At 48.7% G+C, this 22382-nt stretch carries 23 protein-coding genes and 1 riboswitch; of the genes, 7 read left to right on the top strand and 16 right to left on the bottom strand.

Annotated elements, in window-relative coordinates; genetic code table 11:
• Window positions 1-178: 178 nt before the first annotated feature.
• The 16 genes from ACKI3C_RS00870 to ACKI3C_RS00795 form a co-directional block, all read right to left on the bottom strand.
• Entirely contained in the window at window positions 179-454 is a 276-nt protein-coding gene (locus tag ACKI3C_RS00870; RefSeq protein WP_407401113.1) for a hypothetical protein, read from the bottom strand.
• A complete protein-coding gene (locus tag ACKI3C_RS00865; protein ID WP_407401112.1) occupies window positions 451-969 on the bottom strand; it encodes a hypothetical protein in 519 nt (172 codons plus the stop codon). Before ACKI3C_RS00865 ends, ACKI3C_RS00870 begins: the two co-directional genes overlap by 4 nt.
• A gap of 89 nt (window positions 970-1058) precedes the next feature.
• The gene (locus tag ACKI3C_RS00860; RefSeq protein WP_407401111.1) at window positions 1059-1640 is read right to left on the bottom strand and encodes a hypothetical protein; all 582 of its coding nucleotides are present in this window, start codon (window positions 1638-1640) and stop codon (window positions 1059-1061) included.
• 67 nt (window positions 1641-1707) lie between these two features.
• Window positions 1708-2370 (bottom strand): hypothetical protein, encoded by a 663-nt coding sequence (locus ACKI3C_RS00855; RefSeq protein WP_407401110.1) that lies wholly within the window; start codon window positions 2368-2370, stop codon window positions 1708-1710.
• A 10-nt stretch (window positions 2371-2380) separates the two neighbouring features.
• On the bottom strand, window positions 2381-2950 hold the full coding sequence (locus ACKI3C_RS00850; RefSeq protein WP_407401109.1) for a hypothetical protein: 570 nt from the start codon (window positions 2948-2950) through the stop codon (window positions 2381-2383).
• Between the two features lie 144 nt (window positions 2951-3094).
• A complete protein-coding gene (locus ACKI3C_RS00845; RefSeq protein WP_407401108.1) occupies window positions 3095-4054 on the bottom strand; it encodes a hypothetical protein in 960 nt (319 codons plus the stop codon).
• Window positions 4055-4066: 12 nt separating this feature from the next.
• Complete coding sequence (locus ACKI3C_RS00840) at window positions 4067-5077, bottom strand: Clp protease ClpP (protein ID WP_407401107.1); 1011 nt, start codon at window positions 5075-5077, stop codon at window positions 4067-4069.
• Between the two features lie 111 nt (window positions 5078-5188).
• Window positions 5189-6124 (bottom strand): virulence RhuM family protein, encoded by a 936-nt coding sequence (locus tag ACKI3C_RS00835; protein WP_407401106.1) that lies wholly within the window; start codon window positions 6122-6124, stop codon window positions 5189-5191.
• 160 nt (window positions 6125-6284) lie between these two features.
• On the bottom strand, window positions 6285-6572 hold the full coding sequence (locus tag ACKI3C_RS00830) for a hypothetical protein (RefSeq protein ID WP_407401105.1): 288 nt from the start codon (window positions 6570-6572) through the stop codon (window positions 6285-6287).
• Between the two features lie 53 nt (window positions 6573-6625).
• Window positions 6626-6988, bottom strand: coding sequence for a hypothetical protein (locus tag ACKI3C_RS00825; RefSeq protein WP_407401104.1), 363 nt, complete (start codon window positions 6986-6988; stop codon window positions 6626-6628).
• A 309-nt stretch (window positions 6989-7297) separates the two neighbouring features.
• The gene (locus ACKI3C_RS00820) at window positions 7298-7732 is read right to left on the bottom strand and encodes a hypothetical protein (protein WP_407401103.1); all 435 of its coding nucleotides are present in this window, start codon (window positions 7730-7732) and stop codon (window positions 7298-7300) included.
• A 67-nt stretch (window positions 7733-7799) separates the two neighbouring features.
• Window positions 7800-8276: a hypothetical protein gene (locus ACKI3C_RS00815; RefSeq protein WP_407401102.1), complete on the bottom strand. Its 477-nt coding sequence runs from the start codon at window positions 8274-8276 to the stop codon at window positions 7800-7802.
• Between the two features lie 5 nt (window positions 8277-8281).
• Window positions 8282-8911 (bottom strand): DnaA ATPase domain-containing protein, encoded by a 630-nt coding sequence (locus tag ACKI3C_RS00810; RefSeq protein WP_407401101.1) that lies wholly within the window; start codon window positions 8909-8911, stop codon window positions 8282-8284.
• Entirely contained in the window at window positions 8895-9644 is a 750-nt protein-coding gene (locus ACKI3C_RS00805) for a hypothetical protein (RefSeq protein ID WP_407401100.1), read from the bottom strand. Before ACKI3C_RS00805 ends, ACKI3C_RS00810 begins: the two co-directional genes overlap by 17 nt.
• Window position 9645: 1 nt before the next feature.
• Complete coding sequence (locus tag ACKI3C_RS00800; RefSeq protein ID WP_407401099.1) at window positions 9646-9843, bottom strand: helix-turn-helix domain-containing protein; 198 nt, start codon at window positions 9841-9843, stop codon at window positions 9646-9648.
• Between the two features lies 1 nt (window position 9844).
• Window positions 9845-10066: a hypothetical protein gene (locus ACKI3C_RS00795; RefSeq protein WP_407401098.1), complete on the bottom strand. Its 222-nt coding sequence runs from the start codon at window positions 10064-10066 to the stop codon at window positions 9845-9847.
• A gap of 218 nt (window positions 10067-10284) precedes the next feature.
• Here ACKI3C_RS00795 and ACKI3C_RS00790 point away from each other — a divergent pair, with 218 nt between their 5' ends.
• The 7 genes from ACKI3C_RS00790 to ACKI3C_RS00760 all read left to right on the top strand — a co-directional run bounded on the left by ACKI3C_RS00790 (window position 10285) and on the right by ACKI3C_RS00760 (window position 21588).
• Window positions 10285-10698: a helix-turn-helix domain-containing protein gene (locus ACKI3C_RS00790; protein ID WP_407401097.1), complete on the top strand. Its 414-nt coding sequence runs from the start codon at window positions 10285-10287 to the stop codon at window positions 10696-10698.
• Between the two features lie 567 nt (window positions 10699-11265).
• Window positions 11266-11362, top strand: a riboswitch (TPP riboswitch).
• Window positions 11363-11368: 6 nt separating this feature from the next.
• Window positions 11369-13615, top strand: coding sequence for a TonB-dependent receptor (locus ACKI3C_RS00785; RefSeq protein ID WP_407401096.1), 2247 nt, complete (start codon window positions 11369-11371; stop codon window positions 13613-13615).
• A gap of 61 nt (window positions 13616-13676) precedes the next feature.
• Window positions 13677-14297, top strand: coding sequence for a nicotinamide riboside transporter PnuC (gene pnuC / locus ACKI3C_RS00780; protein WP_407401095.1), 621 nt, complete (start codon window positions 13677-13679; stop codon window positions 14295-14297).
• Window positions 14284-15453 carry a transposase gene (locus ACKI3C_RS00775; RefSeq protein ID WP_407401094.1) on the top strand — a complete coding sequence of 390 codons (1170 nt, stop codon included), beginning with the start codon at window positions 14284-14286 and terminating at the stop codon, window positions 15451-15453. The genes pnuC and ACKI3C_RS00775 overlap by 14 nt, the downstream gene beginning before the upstream one ends.
• 120 nt (window positions 15454-15573) lie before the next feature.
• The gene (trpS, locus tag ACKI3C_RS00770; RefSeq protein WP_407401093.1) at window positions 15574-16707 is read left to right on the top strand and encodes a tryptophan--tRNA ligase; all 1134 of its coding nucleotides are present in this window, start codon (window positions 15574-15576) and stop codon (window positions 16705-16707) included.
• A 277-nt stretch (window positions 16708-16984) separates the two neighbouring features.
• The gene (locus tag ACKI3C_RS00765) at window positions 16985-17890 is read left to right on the top strand and encodes a hypothetical protein (RefSeq protein WP_407401092.1); all 906 of its coding nucleotides are present in this window, start codon (window positions 16985-16987) and stop codon (window positions 17888-17890) included.
• Window positions 17891-17901: 11 nt separating this feature from the next.
• Window positions 17902-21588: a SpaA isopeptide-forming pilin-related protein gene (locus ACKI3C_RS00760; protein ID WP_407401091.1), complete on the top strand. Its 3687-nt coding sequence runs from the start codon at window positions 17902-17904 to the stop codon at window positions 21586-21588.
• Window positions 21589-22382: the final 794 nt, after the last annotated feature.

Below are 22382 nucleotides of genomic sequence, written 5' to 3'. Positions count from 1 at the left end.
GGCTACTTCGGTCATGTTAGGGAATGGCATAGTAATTTTTGCTTACAAAAATTGGTTTATTGTGGCTAAAGCCACGGTTTAGTGCACTTCGTGCGGTTTAGGGAGTTTAGCGGTAAACGGCGAAGCAATAAACCAGCGACAGAGTCGCCTAAACCCTTAACCAGCGGCAAAGCCGCTATTATTCATCATCCTCCATGTCCATAAGATTTCGGTGGGCGTTCTCCACTGCGAGAGGCGATCCTACTTGTGCGAGAAGCATCTCCTGTGAGAGCAGTTTGACCTTTGACGCTGCCTTGCCCTTGTGGTATCGTTTAGATACTTCGGTTTCTCGTTGGGAAATATCCCAACGCAGAACCTCGGCAGGCACGTCAAGCACTGTCGCCATGTCCGAAATCTTCAGATAGATAGAAGCGAACTTCTCTATCTGTTCTAGTTGTTCTTCTGTATAGTTCATTGTTGCAGTCGTTGTTCAAAAAGTTCATTCAATGGTACACTGTGATTGCGTATAAGGTCATTGACCTGAGCGAACAGAGTGTTGAAGATATCCGGGTCGGTTGAAACGAATGCAGATTCGTGGCGATTGCCTCGCGTGAGATTCTGCGAGGTGACTACCGACACCACTTCCCCACCCTCTGACTTCACGAGGAGAATCTTCGAGTGGTTGTCAGCAAGGAATGTCCGCTCAATGACCTGGTTGATGAATACCCAAAGTTTGAGCGTCTTGTTCGTCGCCTTGTGATCAAGCACAAGGTTGAAGCGAGAAACATTTCCCGAGCGCTCTATGAAATAGAGACGGCGAAGGAACTCCTCGGAGATTGAGAACGAAGTTTGCCATACCTCTGCCTTGCCGACCTGTGCAAGAATCCATTCAAGTACGTCAGCCACCTGCAGTACGTTCGTCAAGTAAGCTTGAAACGGAGCGACATCGAGCGGACGCAGGATGTCGCCGATAGACTTATTCCTCTGCATAATTGAAACTTTCTTCGAAAGTGGTTATAGGTTATTGGTTATAGTTTATTGGGCAGCAATAAACACTCCACAATAACCAATAAACACGACTAGTTTGCGACAGCAAAATTGTCGTATTTCTCCCAATTTGCGTGATACTTTTTGTCAAGCGCTATGAGTTCTTTGAGGAACGGATAGCGGTCGGAGTCGGGACAAACCTCCTTGGATCTGCCGAGTCCCGAAAGGTGACGAAGTTCCAAGTGGAGTTCACGCATTTGCTGCAGTATGTCCAGGTTCTCCACATAGAGAGCCTGAATCTCGTCGGGCAGGCTGTCGTGGTCGTCACGCTTGCCCGGCTTCCATGGCTTCTGCTGAGGTTCGCTTTCCGTCGGTTCTTCGGGATCCGCAGGAATAGCGTCAAGGTTGCGGTTTGCCGCTATCTTGTCCACCTCGGCAGCCATCTCCTCAACCTGCTCATGCGTGAGCTGTGCGAGACGGAAGTTGTAGAACTTCTGTAACTGATACGCAATAAACTCACGCGTCTTCTTCAGAGACAGCGTAGCAATGTTGTTGCGGTACATGAGCGTATTGCGAGAAAGCTGCATCAGATAGAGAGCGCCAAGCATATAGTCACGCTTCTCATCGGGCAGGTCGAGCCACTGTTGTATTTTGTCTGTAAACTGTTGGTCCATATTAGTTGAGAGTTTAGAGATGAGAGTTTAGAGTTTTTACTCTTTACTTTTTACTGCGGCAAAGCCGCTACATCTTGTTGTTAATGCCAGTGAGGTAAACCACATTTTTGTCGTACTCACGCAGCAAGTTGTCCATTGACGCGAGAGTGGAGCCAGTGGTGACGAAGTCATCGAACACGATTAGGTTCTGCTCCTTGGGCAGGACATTCAGCGTAAAAACGGCTCCCACGCGGTGTTTGCTGTGGCAGAGCGCCACATCCTCATAGAACGGAATGCCAAGCAGTTCGGCAATCCGTTCGCTAATCATCGAAGCGAAATTCTTCACCTTGTGACGGCGTTTGGGCGTAGTCACGATCGCCCAGTCACCTGCGGCAAGGTTGCCGCCGAGAATTTCGGTTGCCAGCGGAGCGATATTCTCCGCAAAGAAGTCCACCATAGCCTCATCGCCCTTGATGTCGGTGAGCGTTCGTCCGTAGAGAGACTTCTCCCATAAAGAAATGAAGAACACCCCTCCGCGACGAGTGAGACGCACCTTGCGAGTAAAGTCGCATCGTGCCTCGCCGACTTGGTTGTCCTTCCATTTCTTGTGCTTCTGCTCGGCAAAAAGGTCTTTTTGCACGGCAGCCTTAGCGGTAGAGAGGACTTCGGGAGCCACAGCGATAGCAGGCACTTCAATCTCAGAGAGAATGTCGGCCAAATTCACGCTATTGCACCCGTTGTCCATTGCCATAACAGAACGGTTAAGTTCCGTGACGGTTGATAGTACCTTCCTCTGTCACGATCTCGCCAAGGTAGAACGGAGCAGGCACTTCATCGGTAGCCTCCACCGAGATAGTTGTCGAGGTGGTGCCGGTGGGACCTTGGCCGAGGTCTTGTGCCACGGTCGTTTTTGTTTCCCACTTGTCGCAACCGATGACGCGGTAGTTGCCCTTCATGTCCTCAACGATAAAGACATTGTCGTTATTGTTGAGGTATGCCGCAGCAGCTGACGCTTCCGCGCCCACGCCGGGGTGAACGGCAGTCAACTTGTTGAGTTGGGTCTGGCTCGGGAGTTCGCCCTGCGCCTCGCTCGTGAGCTGAGACTTGTCGGGGAGGATGTCGATGAACTTCCATGTTTCATCAGCAGCGAGGGTGAAGTCACCCGAAAGAGTTGCAGATGTGGGTCGCCCCTTGTCATCCTTTGGCAAGGTAGGCCATGCCATAATCTGCGACTTGCTGATGTAGTAGAGTCTGCGCTTGATGCCGGGGAGTTCGGGTGTTCCCTGGCACCATGCGAGCGACTGCTGGAGGCTTATACATTCATTTGCCATAGTATTTTCTTTGAAAATTGGTTATAGGTTATTGGTTATTGTAAACGCTTCGCATGAGGAGTGGTTATTGGTTATGGGTTATCGAAATTGATAATTGGCTCAATAACCAATAACCACTAACCAATAACCACGCACGCAGTGCGTTTAGATAAGCTCGACAGCCTTGAAACGAGACTTGTCGATAGACTCGAACTGCACACCGAAGAACATCGTAGCGATGTAAGAGAGGATGAAAGGTTCATACTCCTTGACAAGCACAGACTCAGTATCACTCATCTGGTCATATCCAACGAGCATATTGCTCTTGGGGCAGATGTGGATGAACTTTGAGCCTGCTTTGTTGTACAGAGGCACGATGTGAAGACGACCATTAGAACCTTCAACAGTGTTCTGGTCATAGGCGGTGTTGTAGATAATGCCGCCATGACTCATGAGATATGCCTCATTGTACTTGTCAGCGAAGTCCTGTGAGCAGAACATGTACAAGTCCTGACTACGCAGACGAGGATCGAGCGAGAAGAGAATCTCCTTGGCTGCATCCACAGCATTGGTAGAAGAAATCTTCTCGGTCAGTTTCATATAGTTGCCGTTTTCTGCCGCAATGAGACCCGAGGTGATGTCCTTTTCAGTGATTGTGTCGAAGCCATCGAAAAGGTCCATTGAAGTATCGCCCGAAGCATTGCGTTTACCTTTCCAGATTGCATTGTTGAGGTTTTCCGACAGACTCTTTGCAATCAATGCAAGTACACTGAGAGCAGTGGGAGTAACCATCTGCCCGTCACCTTTGGTGGCACCAGTGGCGCCAAGCAAGGTAGAAACGGCAGTGTTAGGCTCAAACTTGGCAACGACCGAACCCATGAAGGTTTCAAGGGTACGGAAGTCAAGGTTGAGGTTGAAGTCCGAAGAACGCGAAGGCTTGTAGGGAGCGAACTGTGCGTTGCCGCTCATGGTAGCGACATTCTCTTTGTAACGGATGCCTGGGCGGCCAGTCATCCACTGTAGAGTGTCCTGAATGCCGATAATAGGAAGCATAAGCAAGTCCTTGCGATACTTAATCGCAGCCTGCTGGTATTCCTCTAGTGTGAAGGTTAGTTTTCCTGCCATAATAGTAAAGAATTAAGGAAGATTGTTAAACAATTTGGTAGCACTGTTGTATGCCTCGACATACATTTCGGCATCCGACTTCTCCTCGTGAACCTGAGGAGTGTGCTTTTCTGCATCCACCACCTGTGTGGTAGTGTCGGCAGGAGCCTTGCGCAGTGCAGTGATTTCATTCTCGAGCGACTGCTCACGCTGCTTTGCTGCGTTGAGCGCGTCTTCAATAGCTTGCGCCTGAGCCACAGTGATAGTGATTGCACCATCAGTGGCAGCGATACTCTCGGCTTCGAGAATAGCGCAGAGTAAAGAGAACTTGTGCATTGTGGTGTTAATATTTATAGGTGTGTATTCTTCCTGCTTGTTGCGGAATAGCGAAGTGATGGCGGCAATGAACTTGCCGAAAGCAGACTGTTCATCAGCCATAGGCACATTTGGAATGGGCATGCCTGCCGAAGCCATTGCCGAGGCTACGGCATCAGTGAGTTTCGGCGCCGACTCGTCCTCGTAGTCGGTTACCTCGTCCACGAAGCCCCATTCCAGAGCCTCCTTTGCGGTGAGCCAGCCGCCAGCCTTCATCAGTTTGAGAAGGTCGCAGGCAGGTTTCTTGCATTTGCGGGCATACATTTCAGCGATGTTGGAATCAAGTTTCTCGAGGTCAGACTTAGTGGCCTTGAGGTCCTTGATAAGCGAGGCGATGTCATCAGCATTGAGGTTTCCGTACTGGAAGATCTCACTGCTGCATTTGTGTACCAGGTACATAGCCGAAGCGTCCATCGAGACGTGCTTGGCACCGAGCGCAGCGATGGTTGCCGCACTGGCGTTCATTCCCACGAAGTGTGCCGAGACGTTGCCATGGTTGCGGAACGCCGAGGCGATGCTGAGCGCAGTAGCGAGGTTGCCCCCGAGCGAGTCAATGAGCACCGCCACTGGTTGCTCATCATTCTGCGCGAGCACATAGTCGACGTAATTGCGGTCGAAGTCAATTCCGCCGACAAAGCCTTTGAGTTGGAGTTGGTATTGCTGAGCCATAGTATATCAAGTTATTATGGCACAAATTTACTGCCACGGAATTGCTCAGCGAAAGACAAAAAAAGCCAACCCGAAGGCTGGCTTGCAAAAATTATATTATTTAAGAATAATTCATTTCATCTCATTCAAAATTACCTCTGGAGATGTTCCCATGAGCATGATTGCAGATAATTTCCCTCCTGTAGCATTTAAGGAATGTCCACAGTGATACAAGCGGTCATCTATAATTAAAAATCGGTCATGTGGTTCAACTCTCCACTTGAACACATCAACCGGTTGAACTCCTACCTGACGATTATGGTCATCTCTAAGGCGTGTCATACCAGAACCAACGCCCTGAGTGTATATGATACCCAGAACCCCAGGTTTACGGACATCAAACATATCAAAAGTCTTTGCGTCGACATAATGATCAATTATAATAGCCCTTGTTGTGGCCGATTTAATTAGATTTTCAATTGCAACCCTAGCTGTAAAAAATTGACCATTGAAGAAAACCATCTCCGCTGGTGGTGTAGAAGTCCTTACAAAAAAATCAAGCTGTTGCTGTTGTTTTGTTTGGACTTCTTCAATATTCTTTATACGCGAAGTCTGTTGGTCAAATCGAGTGTCTATTTGACGCTGCATTGCTAGAAGTTGTTGGTTTATTGAATATCCTTTTAGCAAATGATCTTTCAGTACGCTCGTTGCCCAACGGCGAAAAGCAGTGGCATTTACACTGTTTACCCTGTACCCAACAGATATAATGGCATCAAGATTATAGAAATGAGTTTGATAAACTTTACCATCTGCAGCAGTATGTTCCAAAATGGAACTAACTGAATTTTGCTCTAACTCGCCACATTTGAAAATATTGCTCAAATGTTTAGTAATAGCAGGACGTTTTGTTCCAAACAGGTCGGCAATCTGTTGCTGTGTCAACCAAACTGTTTCATGCGTTGAGTCTATCTTAACTTCTATGGTAAGTGTTTCATTAGGCTTATACAAAACAATCTGAGAAACATCATTTTGTAAAGAAAGTTGAGTATTGTTTATACTATTTGCCATATTGTATTCTGAATTAAGCTTGGATTTTACTTTGTGCTACAAAGATACTCATAATTCTTTTTATTGTTGTATAATTGAGTATATATTACGCTATTTTTACAACTTTTTCATTGCACTGCAAGCCAACCCGAGGCTGGCTTGCAGTGGATTGAGGAACTTATCAGTCCAGATAGTATATCAGAACCACAGATTGAACGATGAATGTCACGCCATCGTCTTTCATTTCACCGACATGAAGGCAGAAGTTAGGCTCATGCTCGTAAGCAAATACATCCGTGTCAAAATTAGGCTCGCGATAAAGGTAAACGAATTTACCACTTAACTTCAAGTTTTCCAGTGAGCCGAATAACTCTCTAGTAGAAGGGCAATCATCACAGAAACCCATTAGTGAATTGTCAAATCCCTCGCGATTGAGGGCATCAAGTAAATCAAAAGTTTTGTCAGTCATATTGAAAGGAATTAAAAGGTGGGGATTGCTCCCCACCGGAGTTAATGTTGATGTTATTTGCTCTCTCCGAGTTCACGTTCGGCACATTCCAAGTCCGTGAAGCAGTGGACGTAATCCCATGAAGTGCCCCAATGAGTAACACACAGTACCCAACTATCGAGCAAGTCACTGTAGGTGAAGCAAAGTCCTGCAAAATGTGCCTCAAGGAACTCCACATCCGACTCACTGCACGAAGTGATGAACCACTGGAAAACTTCGTTGACGGGATTAGACCAGTCAAATCGTGCGTTCTCATAAATCGAGCTGTCAATCTCGGGTAAGTTGTTGCACATGATTAAGCTGTTGTTCAGCCAGTGCACCGCCACGTCATAATTGGTGCTGTAAACCAGTTCGTCTGAAAGAATGTTTTTTGCCATTGCTGTATGATTTTTATTAGTTAAACACTTGTTTACGCTGAGTAAACTTTTACGGTGCTTAACCAATAGTCCGCAAGGGAACGCTCGTGCAAGGATTTACAGCATTTTACTACCCGCAGGGCTGGAGAAAATGAGGTAAACATGCCTGTCCTTGCTCAGTGAACGGGACTATAACTTTGCAACGGAAAATGTTGGCTGCTCAGCAAAACAAAAGTGTTACTGATAAAATCAAGCATAGGCAAAAACATCACGCAGTGCGGACGGTAACGGCACAACCTATAACGCCCACGGTGCACCCGAACGACAACCTTATTCTGCGACAACCGAGCATTGTAACAGTGCTTTTATCGCAACGTATTTGACTTCGTATGTATTCACCGACGAATCGCCCTTTGGCGAGCCGAAGTTAACAGTGAGTTTCACGACCGGGTGTGGAGGTTCCTGCGCTCCGATGAGATAAGACTGCCCGTTCACATCAGTGACCACGAACGCCACAGGTGTGGTTGTGGGTACGAACTCATTGGTGGCAAACTTCAGTTCCACGGCCTGCAGCCTTCCGTGACTGTCATATTCATCGCCGATCGTGCACTCGGGCGTACCGACGAACGCCAGCGGCGTAACATCAACATAAACTCCGACGGGTGCTCCGCATATTCCTTTCAGCATGACATTAGGAGAGAGCCTTTCGGTCTCGACAAAACCGATGTACTTGATGCCCGGGAGGGATTGGTTCTTGTTCTTCATAATTAGTGTTTCTGTGGTTGGGGTGTACTTGGCATCATTTGGTGCCTGAAATCAAAGTTATTAGTGACTATTTTTTTGCATTTTTCCTTGCGCGTCTCATATTGTTCTGGAAAATCTTGCGTTTCCGCTGGTATCTCTTGGCGATGGCGCACCAGTTCCGTTCGGTGTCCTCGATGCCATGTTTCTCCATCCACGCATAGATAAGTTCTGACTTCTGCTTCCCGATATAGCCGAAGCGGTGAAGTTCCTCCCACATCTGCACATCAAAGCGAGTGCGTATGCAGGCAACGAGCGCAGCGTAGGCTTTCGGTGGCAGATAGTGGTAATACTGCGGGTCTTTTCCTCTCGTGTGAGGGAAAAGCACCGGCACTTGGAACAGCTCGCCCATTTCGGGGATGTAGTCATCACGAGGCGGAACAGCCATGTAGAGTTCCACGATGTCACACTCCGGGGAGCCGCGCTTCAAGCGCACAGGGTTGTTCCCGCCGTGCTCATTGATGAACCACTGTGCGAGATAGTCGTCCAGAGTCAAGTAAAAACACATCCCCGTCATGGTTGCCTCCTTCCGTTCATTTTGCGATAAGAATCAAACTCAAACGGAATCACCGCAAACATCTCCCTGAATCGGTCGGCGATTCGTTCGCCATACTTGAGTTTGATTTCGGCAGGTGCGAGGTTGGAAGTGACGATTGTAAACTTCCTTTTCTGGTATCGTATTTCCAACAGGTCAACCACTGGGCTTTTCACGTTGCCATATTCCATAATTTCAGCCGGTTCCTTGCCCAGGTCATCAATCGCAATCATGTCTTTCTCGCAGAACTCACGCCATTCTTCATTCTTCCTTGAAGTGATGATGACATCCTTCACGTCGCAGACTTCCAAACCAACATGGAATTTGTTGCCGAGGAAAGTGAAATGGTGCGCTGAGTTCAGCGAGTTTATGTAGCTCTGAATGGCATAGACCAAGGTAGTCTTGCCATTTCCGCAGGTTCCACAGAGCATGATGCCGCACTTTGGCGTTTGCGATGAAAGCGCATCCGCAAGCTTGAATATAACAATTCTGTTGTTGGCATCGTCAATATATTCCATGCCGCGCAGCCTTACCATGGCCATGTAATGTGCAGTCAGGTAATAGTAGACATGGTTCACAGGAAGGTTTATCCTAAAAGTCGGAACCATAGTCCTGCGAGCCAGGATTTCCCGGCTCAGTGCCTCTGCGATTGTCATATCGGTTTTTGGCACCGTCATTCTGTTTTGTCGCGTTTCCATTTTCTTTTTCAATTGACAAATGTTTTTTACTCCAGTTCACAAAGTGAGTTCTGAAATCCGGATAATCACTGTGTGTATCTTCTGAAAGGCGCTCATAAGTGAGAAACATATCAAGCAGTTCTTTGCATTCCGATTCTTCCACATGAAGAATTCTCATAGCATCCTCTTTTGCCATGTCATCACCCTTAAGCCTTTCTTGAAATTCAATTTCTTTCTCGCGCGTATGTGTTGAGTTTATATTATTTATATTTTTATATTTTTTATAGTGCTTCCCTTCGCGCTTCCCCTGGTCCTCATTTTCGCTTAAAATTTCGTTCAAAATTTGAGGCTGATATTTATCAAAATTGACAATAGAAATCAATGTAATTTCTTTTGATTTTTTGCAAATGATCATCTTGTTTTTCTCAAGAAGGGAAAGAAAAGCAAGTACCGTTTTCGCGTTTGTCAGCCACTTGCCCTGCAACTGCCGGGTTGTGGTGATAAACTGTCCTCTCTCTAAGCTTATATTCTTCTTGCCGAGCTCAACACTACAAGATTCAAATTTTGCCATAGAAACGAGTTCTATCCAACGGACTGCATGCAGAGGGTTTTTCCATATCCAATGTCTAAAAATATCGCGCGATATAGCAAACCAGCCTGCCATGTCACATCGTTGCTTTCCACAATCTCAAAATTTCGCTGCCGGTATAGAATTTTTTTGCAGTAGAACGTCTTACACCACATTTAATACGACCATAGGCAGTATAACGCCACAAAGTGGTGCGATGAATTCCTAAAAACTTGCATGTTTCCACTACTGAATACCTTCCTTCTGGATTTACTTTCGGTTCTTCTGCGTTCATATCAGCTATTTTTAGGAGGGAACAACACATTGACATCCATATCCAGATGTTGGGCTAGAACGATTTTTGTCATTTCATCAGGTTCTGCAGCGCCACAAAGCCATTTCCTGATGGTGATTTCCTTACGGTGGGTTACATCTGCAATCTCCTTGATAAACAGTGATGCAGAACGTTTTTTCTCAAGATAGATCTCTTGTAGAGACTTATAAACTTCTGTGTTCATAAAAAATTACATAAAATTTAGGTAGAAATAAAATATTTACTTGATATTATTTTTATTTCTCAAATATTATATGTAATTTTGCACCGAAGGACAAATTACAATATTTGAGAAATGTTTAACACTCGCAAAGGTAGTAATTAATCCTTAAAATATCAAATAATATCACGATATTATCACGATATTTTATTGTGATAATTATCAGACTTTTATGTAAAGGTATGAAAATTATCGAGTTACGCAGATTCAGAAAAAAAATGAATCTCAGCCAAGTTCAGTTGGCCGAGGCGACTGGATATAGGCAGAGTTTTATATCTGACCTCGAGCAATGCAAGAGGGAACTTCCTGATGCATTTATAGAGAAGCTCAAGGAGACATATCCCGAAAGCAATGTCAGTTCATACGTTCATGAAGATGGCTACATGGGCATGGTAAATGTTCCTGGGCAGGGGTTGGTTTCTAAAGACATCACTCTCTTAAGGGCACTTGAAATGCTTTCAAAGGCTCAGGACGAAGCGACACAAGCACTGCGACAATACAACGAAGTCTTGCAAGAAAATGCCCTTCTCAAAGTCGAAATCGAGAGGCTTAAGGGTGTAAACGAAGTATTAAAAAACAAACACGGAATTGCATAAAATAATGATGCGTGCAAATTTTGTGCAAAAACAAAATAGAGAATTTTAAAGAAATTATTAATCAGGCGATTAGCGGTTGTTGAGTTTTGCCTTACAAGCAGAGGGTCGGCGGTTCGAATCCGTCAGCACCCACACAACAACAAGACACGACTCAACATTGAGCCGTGTTTTTGTTTTATATAAACTCAAATTTTAGAGACACCTCTTTAATCACTGGACACCCTTTGAAAAATAATTTGCCGGCATGCCCCTTTGGAATAAGGCCTACCGGCAACGTGTGTTTTGCATGTTTTTCGTGGTTTGATCAGGCATATTCACTCATAAAATTCGTTCTTTTTTCATTCACGATGCAAAGTTAACTCTTAACTGCGCAACGTATCTGCGCAGCTGAAAAAAACATCTAAAAATCTTTTCTGGTGGGTTCTATTAATTATGTCGAGACGATTTTGAAGTTGTTTTGAGTTTACAGCGTTCTTTGCACGAACCCCATTATATGATGTACGAAACATCTATCCCCCGGGGGCATTTGCGTCTTTCAAAAAAAAGCAGTACCTTTGCAGCACGATTCAATGAGTTTGGGGGTGCCGTCACGCTGTGGCGGCTGAGATCACACCCATAGAATCTGATCCGGGCAATACCGGCGTAGAGAACTAAACTTATTTTATTTTACATGAAGAAAAGAAACATTCTGGCTGTCGCCCTCACCGGCGTCGGCATGGTTGCTGTGGCACAGACCTCAGTGACCGACACTGTGGCCCTCAGCGAAATCGAGGTGCTTGCCACACGTGCGTCTAGCAACACTCCCGTTGCGTTCACCAACTTGTCAAAAACCCAGATCGAGTCAGCCAACCACGGCAAGGACATTCCTTTCCTGCTGTCCAACACCCCCTCGGTGCTCACCACCAGTGACGCCGGTGCCGGCGTGGGCTACAGTAGCATGCGCGTGCGCGGTACCGATGCCACACGCATCAACATCACTGTCAACGACATCCCCATGAACGATGCCGAGAGTCATGCAATCTACTGGGTCAACACTCCCGACTTCGCTTCGTCGCTCCAGGACATCCAGGTACAGCGTGGCGTGGGCACATCGACCAACGGCTCGGGCGCCTTCGGTGCTAGCGTCAACATGCTCACCCAGCGTTTCTCTAACACCGCCTACGGCGAGATTTCGGGCTCATACGGCTCGTTCAACACCAACAAAGAGACCATCAAGGTGGGTACTGGCCTCATGGGCGAGCACTGGGCAATGGATGCTCGCTTGTCTCACATCGGCAGCGACGGCTACCGCGACCGTGCGTCTTCCAAACTGCTGTCTTACTATGCACAACTGGGTTACTTCAACGCTGGCACTGCGCTGCGTTTCATCACCTTCGGCGGCAAGGAAGACACTTACCATGCTTGGGACGGCATCAGCCGCGACGAGCTCACCACTAACCGCACCTACAACCCCAACGGCGAAATCAAGCACGACGGCAAGGTCACTGGCTTCTATGACGACCAGAAGGACATCTACCGCCAGACCCACTATCAGTTGATTCTCGACCAGACCTTCAACCCGCAGTGGAAACTCAACTTCGCCCTCCACTACACCGACGGCTATGGCTATTACCAGGAATACAAGAACGCCCGCACATTGAAAGAATATCTGCTTCAGCCCGTCGTTACTGCCGAGGGCACCAGCAAGAAAGCCAGCCTCGTGCGCAAGAAAGCCGTGGAGAGCGACTTTGGCGGCGCCGTGTTCTCACTCAAATATGCCGGCGAGCGCCTGCACGCCACATTGGGCGGTGGTTTCAACGCCTACAGCAACGACCACTACGGCCGCGTCCTCTGGGTGGAGAACTACACCTCACAGCTCGACCCCGCTCACGAGTACTACCGCAACAACGGCAAGAAGACCGACTTCAACATCTACGCCAAGGGCAACTACGACATCTGGCGTGGCTTGAGTGCCTACGTTGACTTACAGTTCCGTCACATCAACTACAAAATCAAGGGCGACAACGACAAGTGGGACTGGACAGCTTCACCCGAGCACCTGCAAGTTCTTGACATCAACGAGAACTTCAATTTCTTCAACCCCAAGGCAGGCCTCAACTACCGCATCAACAAGAACCAGCGCGCCTATGCTTCGTTTGCTGTGGCACAGAAAGAACCCACCCGCAACAACTACACCGACGGCCTCTTCCTTGAGCACCCTCGTGCCGAGAAACTCTACGACTGGGAGTTAGGCTACGAGTTTAGCAACGAGCGTTTCCATGCTGGAGCTAACTTCTACTACATGAGCTACAAGGACCAGCTCGTGCTCAACGGCAAGCTCAACGAGATAGGCGAAGCAATGGCCGAGAACGTGCCCGACAGCTACCGCATGGGCGTCGAGCTCACTGCTGGCGTGAAGATTACCAACTGGCTGCGCTGGGACGTGAATGCAACCCTAAGCGAGAACAAAATCAAGAACTACGTGGGCTACGTGAGCGACTACACCGACCAGTGGGACGAGATGTACACACAAACTGCCATTGACTGTGGCAAAACCACTATCGCATTCTCTCCATCGTTCATTGGCAACAGCAACATCGCCTTCAACTTCAAGGGCTTCGAGGCATCGCTGCAGTCACAGTACGTGAGCCGCCAGTACCTCGACAACTTCCAGAACAAGGAAGACTCGCTCGACCCCTACTTTGTGAACAACCTGCACCTGGCTTACACCTTCAAGCTGCCCCACATCCGTTCAATCACAGCAGGCGTGAGCATCTACAACATCTTCAACGAGAAGTATGAGAACAACGGTTACTCAATGACCTCTGCGATCTACAAGGACGGCGACAAGAAGAACCCCATGCAGCTCGTGAGCGATCCCCGCTTCTACCCCATGGCAGGCACCAACGTCCTCGCCCACCTCACCCTCCGCTTCTAAATTTACACATATTCTCTAGACTTTCTAGAATTTCTAGATTGTCTAGAGAATTCTATAAACTATGATAGACTATATTGTTAATTATTTCACAAACTTCGACTTTGTCAAGGCTTGTGACATTGCCGGTTTTGTGCTCGGCCTCGTTTACCTGTGGCTTGAGTACAAGGCAAGCATCTGGCTGTGGCTGGCTAGCGTCGTCATGCCCATCGTGCATGGCTACACCTACCTGGCACGCGGCCTATATGCCGACTTCGGCATGGAGTTCTACTATGTGCTGGCAGCCGTCTATGGTTTCGCCGTGTGGCACTGGGGCAAGGCAAAAGGCAAGAAAGAACGCCCCATCACCCACGCCAGCCGCAGCACCATGGCATGTATGGTGGCAGCTGTCGCCGTGCTATGGATGGGAATATACGTGTTCCTGCTCAAGTGCACCGACAGCACCGTGCCAGGCTACGATGCCTTCACCACAGCCATGAGCATCGTGGCACTGTGGTCGCTGGCACAGAAGCACGTGGAGCAATGGCTCTTCTGGCTCGTAGTCGATGCCCTGTGCACCGTGCTCTACATCTACAAGCAGATACCATTCTCTGGCATCCTTTATGGTTTCTACACCGTCATGGCTGTGGCCGGCTACTACAAGTGGAAACGCATGGCACAGTGCGAAATCGATGAAAAGCAGTAATCCACAGCAGAATAATCAACCCCTGTGGTGGCGAAAAACCGACCATAATCGCCACCACAGGGAAAATATATGGGACTACAAAGGTCGCGCAATCTATCACATTACCTTGACAACAGCCGAGCGTTGTCCCGCTTTCGGGGCACTCGATGGGAATTGCGAGAAAGAGGCACACATCACATTAAGCGACTTGGGCAAGATGGTCAATGACACGATAGTGGGACTACCCGCATTTTATGCCCAAAAGGGAATAGACATTAGAGTGCTCGCCTCTATTGTCATGCCCGACCATATGCACATGGTAATTCATGTGAAAGAACCCATGCCCAAGAGCATAGGAGAAGTGGTGCGCAGTTTCAAGAGCGCATGCACCTCATGGTTTAAGCGGCAGTACATTAACGCTCAAGCAAAAATGCTTGAGGAGTGCACAGGCACCTATCACTCCACTAGTGATGCAATGGCAGCGCAGTTTGTGCATTTTTGTCGCATTTTTGCGACAACAGGCAGCGTGTGGGAGCACAACCCTGCCGGTTACCACGAGCGCATCTTCCACTGTGCGGGGCAGCTCAACAACATGATACAATATGTAAAAGACAACCCGCGCCGACTGTGGCTAAAACGCAATAACCCCAATCTGTTCAAGATCCACAACTCTCTATCATGGACTCACACCGACGAGAATTCTACAACTCACACATGGCAATTCAGGTCACTAGGCAACCAATTCCTGCTGGACAACCCGCGCAAGCAGCTCATTCAATGTTCCAGATCGATGACATCATCCGAGATTGAGCAATATTGTAATGCATGCCTGCACGCTGCACAGCAAGGGGTTGTAAGCATCACCGCAGCCATAAGCGAAGGAGAAAAAAACATAGCACGTCGATTATGCGAGAATGCCGCGCCTCTTATATTGCTGCTTAAAGACGGATTTCCTCCCGTCGGGTCTGAACGGGAGAGATACTACAAGCCGGGAGGAAAACTATTTGATTTATGCTCGGCAGGTCACCTGTTGCTGTTAGAACCACACACCAGTGTATTTGACGACATGCTCATTCTAGATTGTGTCTATCGTCGTAACCCTGCGGCAACTAGAAATTCCTTGCGATACCACTTCCTAGCGCTTAATGAAATAGGGCAACGGTTATTAAATTATTAAACACCCAGCCTAATTTAATTTAATCCCATAGGGGTCTTTCGTTTTTTCGTCTTTCGTCTTTCGTCTTTCGTTAAATTTAACTACCTTTGCAGTTCGGAATAAAAATTTAGACAAAAATATATGGAAAAAATCATTCTTACAGGCGACCGCCCCACTGGCAAACTTCACATCGGCCACTACGTGGGTTCGCTGCGCCGCCGCGTTGAATTGCAAAATTCAGGCGAATTTGACAAAATTTTCATCATGATTGCCGACGCACAGGCTCTTACCGACAACGCCGACAATCCCGAGAAGATACGCCAAAACGTTATCGAGGTGGCTCTCGACTACCTCTCGGCAGGTCTCGACCCTGAGAAGTGCAACATCTTTGTGCAGAGCGCAGTACCCGAGCTCACCGAGCTTGCGTTCTACTATATGAACCTCGTGAGCGTGCAGCGCCTGCAACGCAACCCCACCGTCAAGACCGAGCTCGAGCAGCGCAAATTTGAGGGCGGCACTCCCACCGGTTTCTTCTGCTACCCCATCTCACAGGCTGCCGACATCACCCTGTTCAAGGCTACCACAGTGCCAGTGGGCGAGGACCAAAAGCCCATGCTTGAACTCACCAACGAAATCGTGCGCCGCTTCAACCACGTCTATGGCGAGACTCTCGTTGAGCCTGCAATCCTGCTTCCCGACAACGCGGCATGTCTGCGTCTGCCAGGCACCGACGGCAAGGCAAAGATGTCAAAGTCGCTGGGCAACTGCATCTACTTGAGCGATACCCCCAAGGAGCTCAAGAAGAAGGTCAACAGCATGTTCACCGACCCCCTGCACCTCAACATCGAGGATCCCGGACACCTCCAGGGCACCTACACCGATGCCGAGGGCAACGAGGTGACTTACCAGAACACCGTGTTCACCTATCTTGACGCATTCTGCAACGACAGCGACTTCGAGAAGTTCCTCCCCGACTACAAGAACCTCGACGAACTCAAGGCCCACTACCAGCGTGGCGGCCTGGGCGACGGCACTTGCAAGAAGTTCCTCTTGAACGTGCTCAACGACCGCCTGGAGCCCATGCGCCAGCGTCGCAAGGAATATGAGAAGGACATTCCTGGCGTTTACGAAATCCTGAAACGCGGCACCGCCGAGGCACGCCGCGTGGGTGCCAAGACCCTTGAGGAAGTGCGCCACGCAATGCGCATCGACTACTTCGAGGACGAGGCTCTCATCGCCGAACAGGCAAAGCGCTTTGCCGAGCAAGCAAAGTAAAAAGTTCTGTACGACGCAGCTCAGCTGCATCGCAACCGCAATCCCCACACGCTGCGAGTCGCTCACCAGTGACTCGCAGTTATTTTTCACTCAATTCCAGAGCGGCAGGGGTTCCATGCACGGCAGCTTGTGTGTCATGCTCCTAAATCTTCAAAAACGTTTGCCTAAATAAAAAATATTTACTATCTTTACACCATATTTATAATGAAAACCCATTAGAATTAACATAAACATTTTATAATCAACCATTTGTTTAACATTTTAATCTTAAAACTCTATGAGAAAAGTTCTTTTAGCATTCGCTCTTAGCGCTTCTCTTTGTGGTTTTGCTCAGATTTTCAACGTTGGAGAGGTAACCAAGGTTAACCTTCCCGCTAATGTTGACAACCTCGTTGCAGGCATCAGTCCCGACGGTTCTTACCTTCTCGTGACTAACAGCGCCAACAAGGGTCTTGCAAAATTTGACCTTGCCACAAGCCAGTCTCAAGTCCTCTCTACCGCTCCCGGTGCAGGATTTGACGCGCAGATTTCACAAGACGGCAACACTGTCGTTTATCGTGAAAACTCTTTCACCGCCAACCATCTACGCAAGGTTGCTTTGAACTCAAAGAACCTCGCTACTGGCGAAGTAACTAACCTCGTTGCCCCCACTCGCGACCTCCAGGGTGTTGCCGTTGAAGGCACTACCGCTAACGTTGTGAACAAGGGCAAATTCTCAGCTAAGGGTCTCAATGGCGCCAAGGCAGTAAAGGCTCCCGTGTTGTCTATCAACAACCGTCAGCTCATGATCACCAAGGACGGCAAGACTTCAGTCTTCTCTCCCAATGGTCAGCAGTTCAGCTACATCTGGCAAAGCGTTTCTCCCGATGCAACCAAGGCTCTGTACTTTGTTTGCGGCGTGGGTGCTTTCGTTTGCGACCTCGATGGCAGCAACATCAAGTCTCTGGGCCTCGTGCGCGCTCCCCAATGGTATGACAACAACACCATCGTGGGCATGCAGGACAAGGACAACGGCGAGTACATCCTTTCTTCTAAGGTTGTCGCTGTGACTCTCGACGGCACTATGCAGACTCTCACTAGCGATGACGTGATCGCTATGTATCCCTATGCTTCGCCCGCTACTGGCAAGATTGCCTTCTCTACTCCCGCTGGTGAGGCTTACATTATCAACGTTAACAAGTAATGATTACAGCTATGAAGAAGATTTTATTACTCGCCGCAGCTGCAATCATGGCAGCTGGCGCAATGCAGGCTAAGACAGCCGACGAAGTGCGCATATATCTTAACCCTGGTCACGGTTCTTGGGGTCCCAACGACCGTCCCATGGCTACTATTCCTTATCCCAACCTCGCAAACGGCATGCCCGACACTTGCGGTTTCTATGAGTCAAACACCAACCTGTGGAAAATCCTCAAGATGGGTGAAACACTCGAGAAGATGGGTGTTAAGAAAGAGAATATCATGTATTCTCGCGTGAAGAATGGCCCGTACCCCTATGTTGCAGGCGACCCCGATGCCGAGAAGTACAACCGCAACCTCACCGAGATAAGCCGCGAGGTGGATGCCAACAACATGGACATGTTTGTTTCTATCCACTCTAACGCTGCTACCGACGGCACAACAGCTAACTATCCCCTGTATCTCTATCGCGGCCAGGACAAGCCTGCAAGCGGCGACTATGAGCACAACGAGGGTAGCTACGAGATGTGTGACGCTGGTTGGGACGCTCGCTACATGACCGAGATTGACCCCAACTCTTACTACAGCCGCACACAGAAGAACATACGTGGCGACTGGAACTTCTACGGTTCTACCTACGAGACCACTACCAGCAAGGGTACATTCACTGGCTACCTGGGCGTGCTGCGCCACGGTACTCCCGGTTACCTGGTAGAGGGTTACTTCCACACCTACCAGCCCGCACGTCACCGTGCCCTCAACATGGACTACTGCCATCAGGAAGGTCTGCGCGAGGCTCGCGGCGTGTGCGCTTACTTCGGTCTCAACCCCGAGAAGGTTGGTTACATCATGGGTACAGTTAAGGACCTACACAACAAGATCGTTAACAACCTGTACAAGTACAACCCCGGTACCGACGACCAGTGGCTGCCCCTCAACGGCGCAGTTGTTACACTGAAGAAGAACGGCCAGGCTGTTGCTACCTACACTTGCGACCAAAACTACAATGGTGTATTCGTATTTGAAGACCTCGAGCCCGGTGACTACACACTCGCAGCTTCTTGCGAAGGCTACAAAGACATCTTCGAGGAAATGGCAATCACAGTTAAGGCCAACGAGACAAGCTATGCACAGCTTCACCTCGAGGACGTTAACTACCAGCCCGAGACTATCACATACGAGAACTATCCCGATCCCGTACAGCCTGGCTACCTGAAGGTTGCTCCCGCCTACAACTTCACCCAGGACGAGGGTACTACATTCGAGATTCCCGGCACTATCAAGCGCTCTATCACTCGCGGTGACAGCACTGTTGTCCTCACCGATAACCAGGGCACTCCCGCCGTTTACCTCATCAACAACGCTAAGAAAGCCCTCGTCAAGGAACTTAGCATCAACGGTATCGCTCCCGCCGAGCCCAACAACCTTGGTTTCTACAGCCGCCTCAGCGACATCGCCTTCACAGCCGATGGCCAGCTCGTGGGTGTAAACAACGTGCGTTGCCAGTATGGTGCCGACCAGGTTGACGAAGGTTACGCTCGCGGTACAGTTCGCTTCTTCAAGTGGGCTGACTTCGACTCTGATCCCGTTGAATGGGTAACTACACAGAGCTCAGCTAACTTCTACCGCGCTGACATGGGTGCTACCCTGGCAGTAAGTGGTGAAGCTAAGGATTGCGAGGTTGTTATCACAGGTGTTACCAACGGTACTTCACGCGCTATTCGCTTCCTCGTTCTCAATGTAAACGACAATGAGATTGTAGCTCAGCGCTTCACCGAGAAGACTCTCTCGGCCGAGGGTACATTCACTCTCGTTAAGCAAGGTGATGACGTTCAGCTCAACGTTTCACCCCTCAACGACCACCGTTATGTACTCAATGGTAGCAAGTGCGCTCCCTTCGAGTTCGAACCCGCTCCCCAGCAGAACACCGACAGCGAGGTAACAGGTACACTCGATGCAACCGAGACTGGCGTAGCTGCTAAGGGTCTTGCATTCTTCAAGTATGCTAAGCACGCCCTCGTTGCTTCTCCCTATGTAAGCGGCGACAACGTAGCTGGTGTTAAGCTGTATGACGTTACTGAAGGTCTTGACAACGCTAAGCTCATCAAGACTGTAGGTACCGACCTCGCAGTTGCTGCTAACAGCATGCTCAAGGCCGACGCTGCTCCTGCTCAGTTCATGGCAGCTGGCGCTAACGTTAAGGGCGAGGACATCAACCTCTTCCTCCAGATGGACAACAACATCGTTAAGTTCACCACCAGCGGTGTTGAGCAGCCCGAGGTTCGCGGCGACTATGCTTACGCACTTACCCTCGACGAGGACGAAGACACTTACACTCTCAACTTCAATGTAACTCGCGACGTTGAAAACGCTGTTATCACCCTCAAGCCCGTTGACGGCGAAGGTGAGCCCATCGTTTACAACTATGGCGCAGCAGTTGCTGCTGGCAACCAGTTCACAGTCAACAAGAGCGACCTCGCTGAGGATGTTGAGTATAACTGGGAAGTTACTATCGACAACGAGGCAGTGCCCACAATCAAGCGCTTCTTCCACTATAAGCCCATTGGCAATGGCAACTATTGCTCACGTGGTATGACTATCGACCGCAATCCTGAGAGCCCCTACTTCCAGAACATGTACATCAGTAATCCTTATGGTACTACTAAGGGTATCTACAAAGTAGAACCTGCTCTCGAGGTTGTTAACGATGGTGCTCCCTACCTGCAGAATGAGTGGAACACATCAAGCACTTCTTCTCCCTTCCGCATGGGCGTTAACCCCAATAACGGTTTCGTTTACATCAGTGACTGGTGCGATCCTCACGGTGGCATCACTGTAATGGATCCTGCCGACCCCAACACTGCTATCCCCTTCTTCGAGGGTACGCGTCAAGGCTCAGGCCAAATCGTTAACGCTGCAGGCCAGGGCATCGGTGGTAGCTGTACAAGTGTAGCATTCGTTGGCACAGGCGATGACACTAAGCTCCTGTCATTCCAGGAGGATATCCCCACTGGCAATGCTGGTAACCAAGTAGCAGTTTACAACATCGGTACTAAGGTAACTACCGACCAGGCTCCCGATGCAATGTTCAGCGAGATTTCTAGTTACCTCGCTAACACTAACGTTGAAATCACTACTCTCGAGAACGGTTTCTTCGCTTCTCAGATTCGTGGTAGCGGTAACAACACTAAGGGCGTTCCTTCATTCCTCTACTGTGACTATGAGGGCAACATCCTCTTCAACTCAGCTAACATTGAGGACTACGATGGTAGCTACGGTGCAGGTCTCGCAGTTAGCGACGATCTCTCTTGCATCGCAGTTTCAACTGGCAAGCCCTACATCAGCCTCTACGACGTAGAGTGGAATGACAACGTTCCCTCATTCAAGCTGCGTTACACTCTCACCGAGTACACAAGTGCTTCTCCCCAATCTATCCTTAACCAGATGAAATTTGACCATGCAGGTAATCTCTTCGTTGCCGATGCAGTGACCGGTATCTCAGGTTTCGCTATTCCTAAGGATGCTCAGGAGGTAACAACTCCCGCTCAGAAGATCCAGATTCTCAAGAACGAGCCCAAGACTGCTGTTACTGAAGTTGAGGTTGTTAAGACCAACAACACTCGCAAGTATATCCAGGAAGGTCAGGTTGTTATTGAGCGCAACGGCGTTAAGTACAACGTAGCAGGTCAGGTAATCAAGTAATCAACCACACTGATTGATTTACAATCCTTAATATTAAAGGTCGTCCCCCCACCGGGACGACCTTTTTTCGGATCAGCGAATTTTTCTGGTTGGTGAAGTATAGTGGATCAGCGGTTAATTGACGACGGAGTCGTCACATTGCATCGTAACCGATGGTCGTAGACCGTCGGGTAAAGTAACACACCCCATCCGACCTCGAAGGGGTCGCACTTTCCCATTTAACCTTGCTTTTTCCAAGGAAAAACCATGCCTTTAGGCATGGGATAAAAAGGTGATTAAAATATATCACATGCTGTGGTAGCAAGTTATTTGCTGCTTCGTTATTCCGTACCTAAAGGCACGGGCAATTATTATCTATTTTTTACAGCCATTTCGGCGTACCCACGGCACGCCAGCATGGCTGCCTACCATATCACATCCCCAAAGGGATGTTTTTTCGCTATGTCTTTACCGACCGCGAGAAGCACGGCATCGGAATTCAATCAATAAGGTGGCCTATATAGGAAGGTGAGTGCGACCCCTTCGAGGTCGGTTGGGGGTGTTCCTTTGCCGACGGCCGACGGCCATCGGTTACGATGCAATGTGGCGACTCCGTCGTCAATTAGCCTAACCGAGAACATAACGAATCACCATGAGTCAAGTCTGTCGATTAATTGGCTCAGTAGATATTTTCCGTGGCAATCCACAGCACTGACTACCTAAAATATCAGAGTGCAACGGTAGAGATTCTCAAAAAAAGATGTACCTTTGCACCATGGCAACAACAACCTCTCCATCCATCTACAAATCTCTGG

It is taken from the genome of Sodaliphilus sp., from assembly GCF_045598405.1.
In the GTDB taxonomy this organism is placed as follows: Bacteria; Bacteroidota; Bacteroidia; order Bacteroidales; family Muribaculaceae; genus Sodaliphilus; species Sodaliphilus limicaballi.
Note: the sequence above shows the minus strand (reverse complement) of the source record. Positions and strands in the feature narration are given on the sequence as shown.

What these genes read in the sequence shown, in the direction of transcription:
- ACKI3C_RS00760 (WP_407401091.1), top strand. Translation starts at nt 17,902, where the DNA reads ATGAAGAAGATTTTATTACTCGCCGCAGCTGCAATCATGGCAGCTGGC.
- ACKI3C_RS00790 (WP_407401097.1), top strand. Translation starts at nt 10,285, where the DNA reads ATGAAAATTATCGAGTTACGCAGATTCAGAAAAAAAATGAATCTCAGC.
- ACKI3C_RS00820 (WP_407401103.1), bottom strand. Translation starts at nt 7,732, where the DNA reads ATGAAGAACAAGAACCAATCCCTCCCGGGCATCAAGTACATCGGTTTT.
- ACKI3C_RS00805 (WP_407401100.1), bottom strand. Translation starts at nt 9,644, where the DNA reads ATGGCAGGCTGGTTTGCTATATCGCGCGATATTTTTAGACATTGGATA.
- ACKI3C_RS00785 (WP_407401096.1), top strand. Translation starts at nt 11,369, where the DNA reads ATGAAGAAAAGAAACATTCTGGCTGTCGCCCTCACCGGCGTCGGCATG.
- ACKI3C_RS00845 (WP_407401108.1), bottom strand. Translation starts at nt 4,054, where the DNA reads ATGGCAGGAAAACTAACCTTCACACTAGAGGAATACCAGCAGGCTGCG.
- trpS (WP_407401093.1), top strand. Translation starts at nt 15,574, where the DNA reads ATGGAAAAAATCATTCTTACAGGCGACCGCCCCACTGGCAAACTTCAC.
- ACKI3C_RS00775 (WP_407401094.1), top strand. Translation starts at nt 14,284, where the DNA reads ATGAAAAGCAGTAATCCACAGCAGAATAATCAACCCCTGTGGTGGCGA.
- ACKI3C_RS00865 (WP_407401112.1), bottom strand. Translation starts at nt 969, where the DNA reads ATGCAGAGGAATAAGTCTATCGGCGACATCCTGCGTCCGCTCGATGTC.
- ACKI3C_RS00795 (WP_407401098.1), bottom strand. Translation starts at nt 10,066, where the DNA reads ATGAACACAGAAGTTTATAAGTCTCTACAAGAGATCTATCTTGAGAAA.
- ACKI3C_RS00850 (WP_407401109.1), bottom strand. Translation starts at nt 2,950, where the DNA reads ATGGCAAATGAATGTATAAGCCTCCAGCAGTCGCTCGCATGGTGCCAG.
- ACKI3C_RS00815 (WP_407401102.1), bottom strand. Translation starts at nt 8,276, where the DNA reads ATGTGTTTTTACTTGACTCTGGACGACTATCTCGCACAGTGGTTCATC.
- ACKI3C_RS00835 (WP_407401106.1), bottom strand. Translation starts at nt 6,124, where the DNA reads ATGGCAAATAGTATAAACAATACTCAACTTTCTTTACAAAATGATGTT.
- ACKI3C_RS00765 (WP_407401092.1), top strand. Translation starts at nt 16,985, where the DNA reads ATGAGAAAAGTTCTTTTAGCATTCGCTCTTAGCGCTTCTCTTTGTGGT.
- ACKI3C_RS00830 (WP_407401105.1), bottom strand. Translation starts at nt 6,572, where the DNA reads ATGACTGACAAAACTTTTGATTTACTTGATGCCCTCAATCGCGAGGGA.
- pnuC (WP_407401095.1), top strand. Translation starts at nt 13,677, where the DNA reads ATGATAGACTATATTGTTAATTATTTCACAAACTTCGACTTTGTCAAG.
- ACKI3C_RS00800 (WP_407401099.1), bottom strand. Translation starts at nt 9,843, where the DNA reads ATGAACGCAGAAGAACCGAAAGTAAATCCAGAAGGAAGGTATTCAGTA.
- ACKI3C_RS00825 (WP_407401104.1), bottom strand. Translation starts at nt 6,988, where the DNA reads ATGGCAAAAAACATTCTTTCAGACGAACTGGTTTACAGCACCAATTAT.
- ACKI3C_RS00810 (WP_407401101.1), bottom strand. Translation starts at nt 8,911, where the DNA reads ATGGTTCCGACTTTTAGGATAAACCTTCCTGTGAACCATGTCTACTAT.
- ACKI3C_RS00860 (WP_407401111.1), bottom strand. Translation starts at nt 1,640, where the DNA reads ATGGACCAACAGTTTACAGACAAAATACAACAGTGGCTCGACCTGCCC.
- ACKI3C_RS00870 (WP_407401113.1), bottom strand. Translation starts at nt 454, where the DNA reads ATGAACTATACAGAAGAACAACTAGAACAGATAGAGAAGTTCGCTTCT.
- ACKI3C_RS00840 (WP_407401107.1), bottom strand. Translation starts at nt 5,077, where the DNA reads ATGGCTCAGCAATACCAACTCCAACTCAAAGGCTTTGTCGGCGGAATT.
- ACKI3C_RS00855 (WP_407401110.1), bottom strand. Translation starts at nt 2,370, where the DNA reads ATGGCAATGGACAACGGGTGCAATAGCGTGAATTTGGCCGACATTCTC.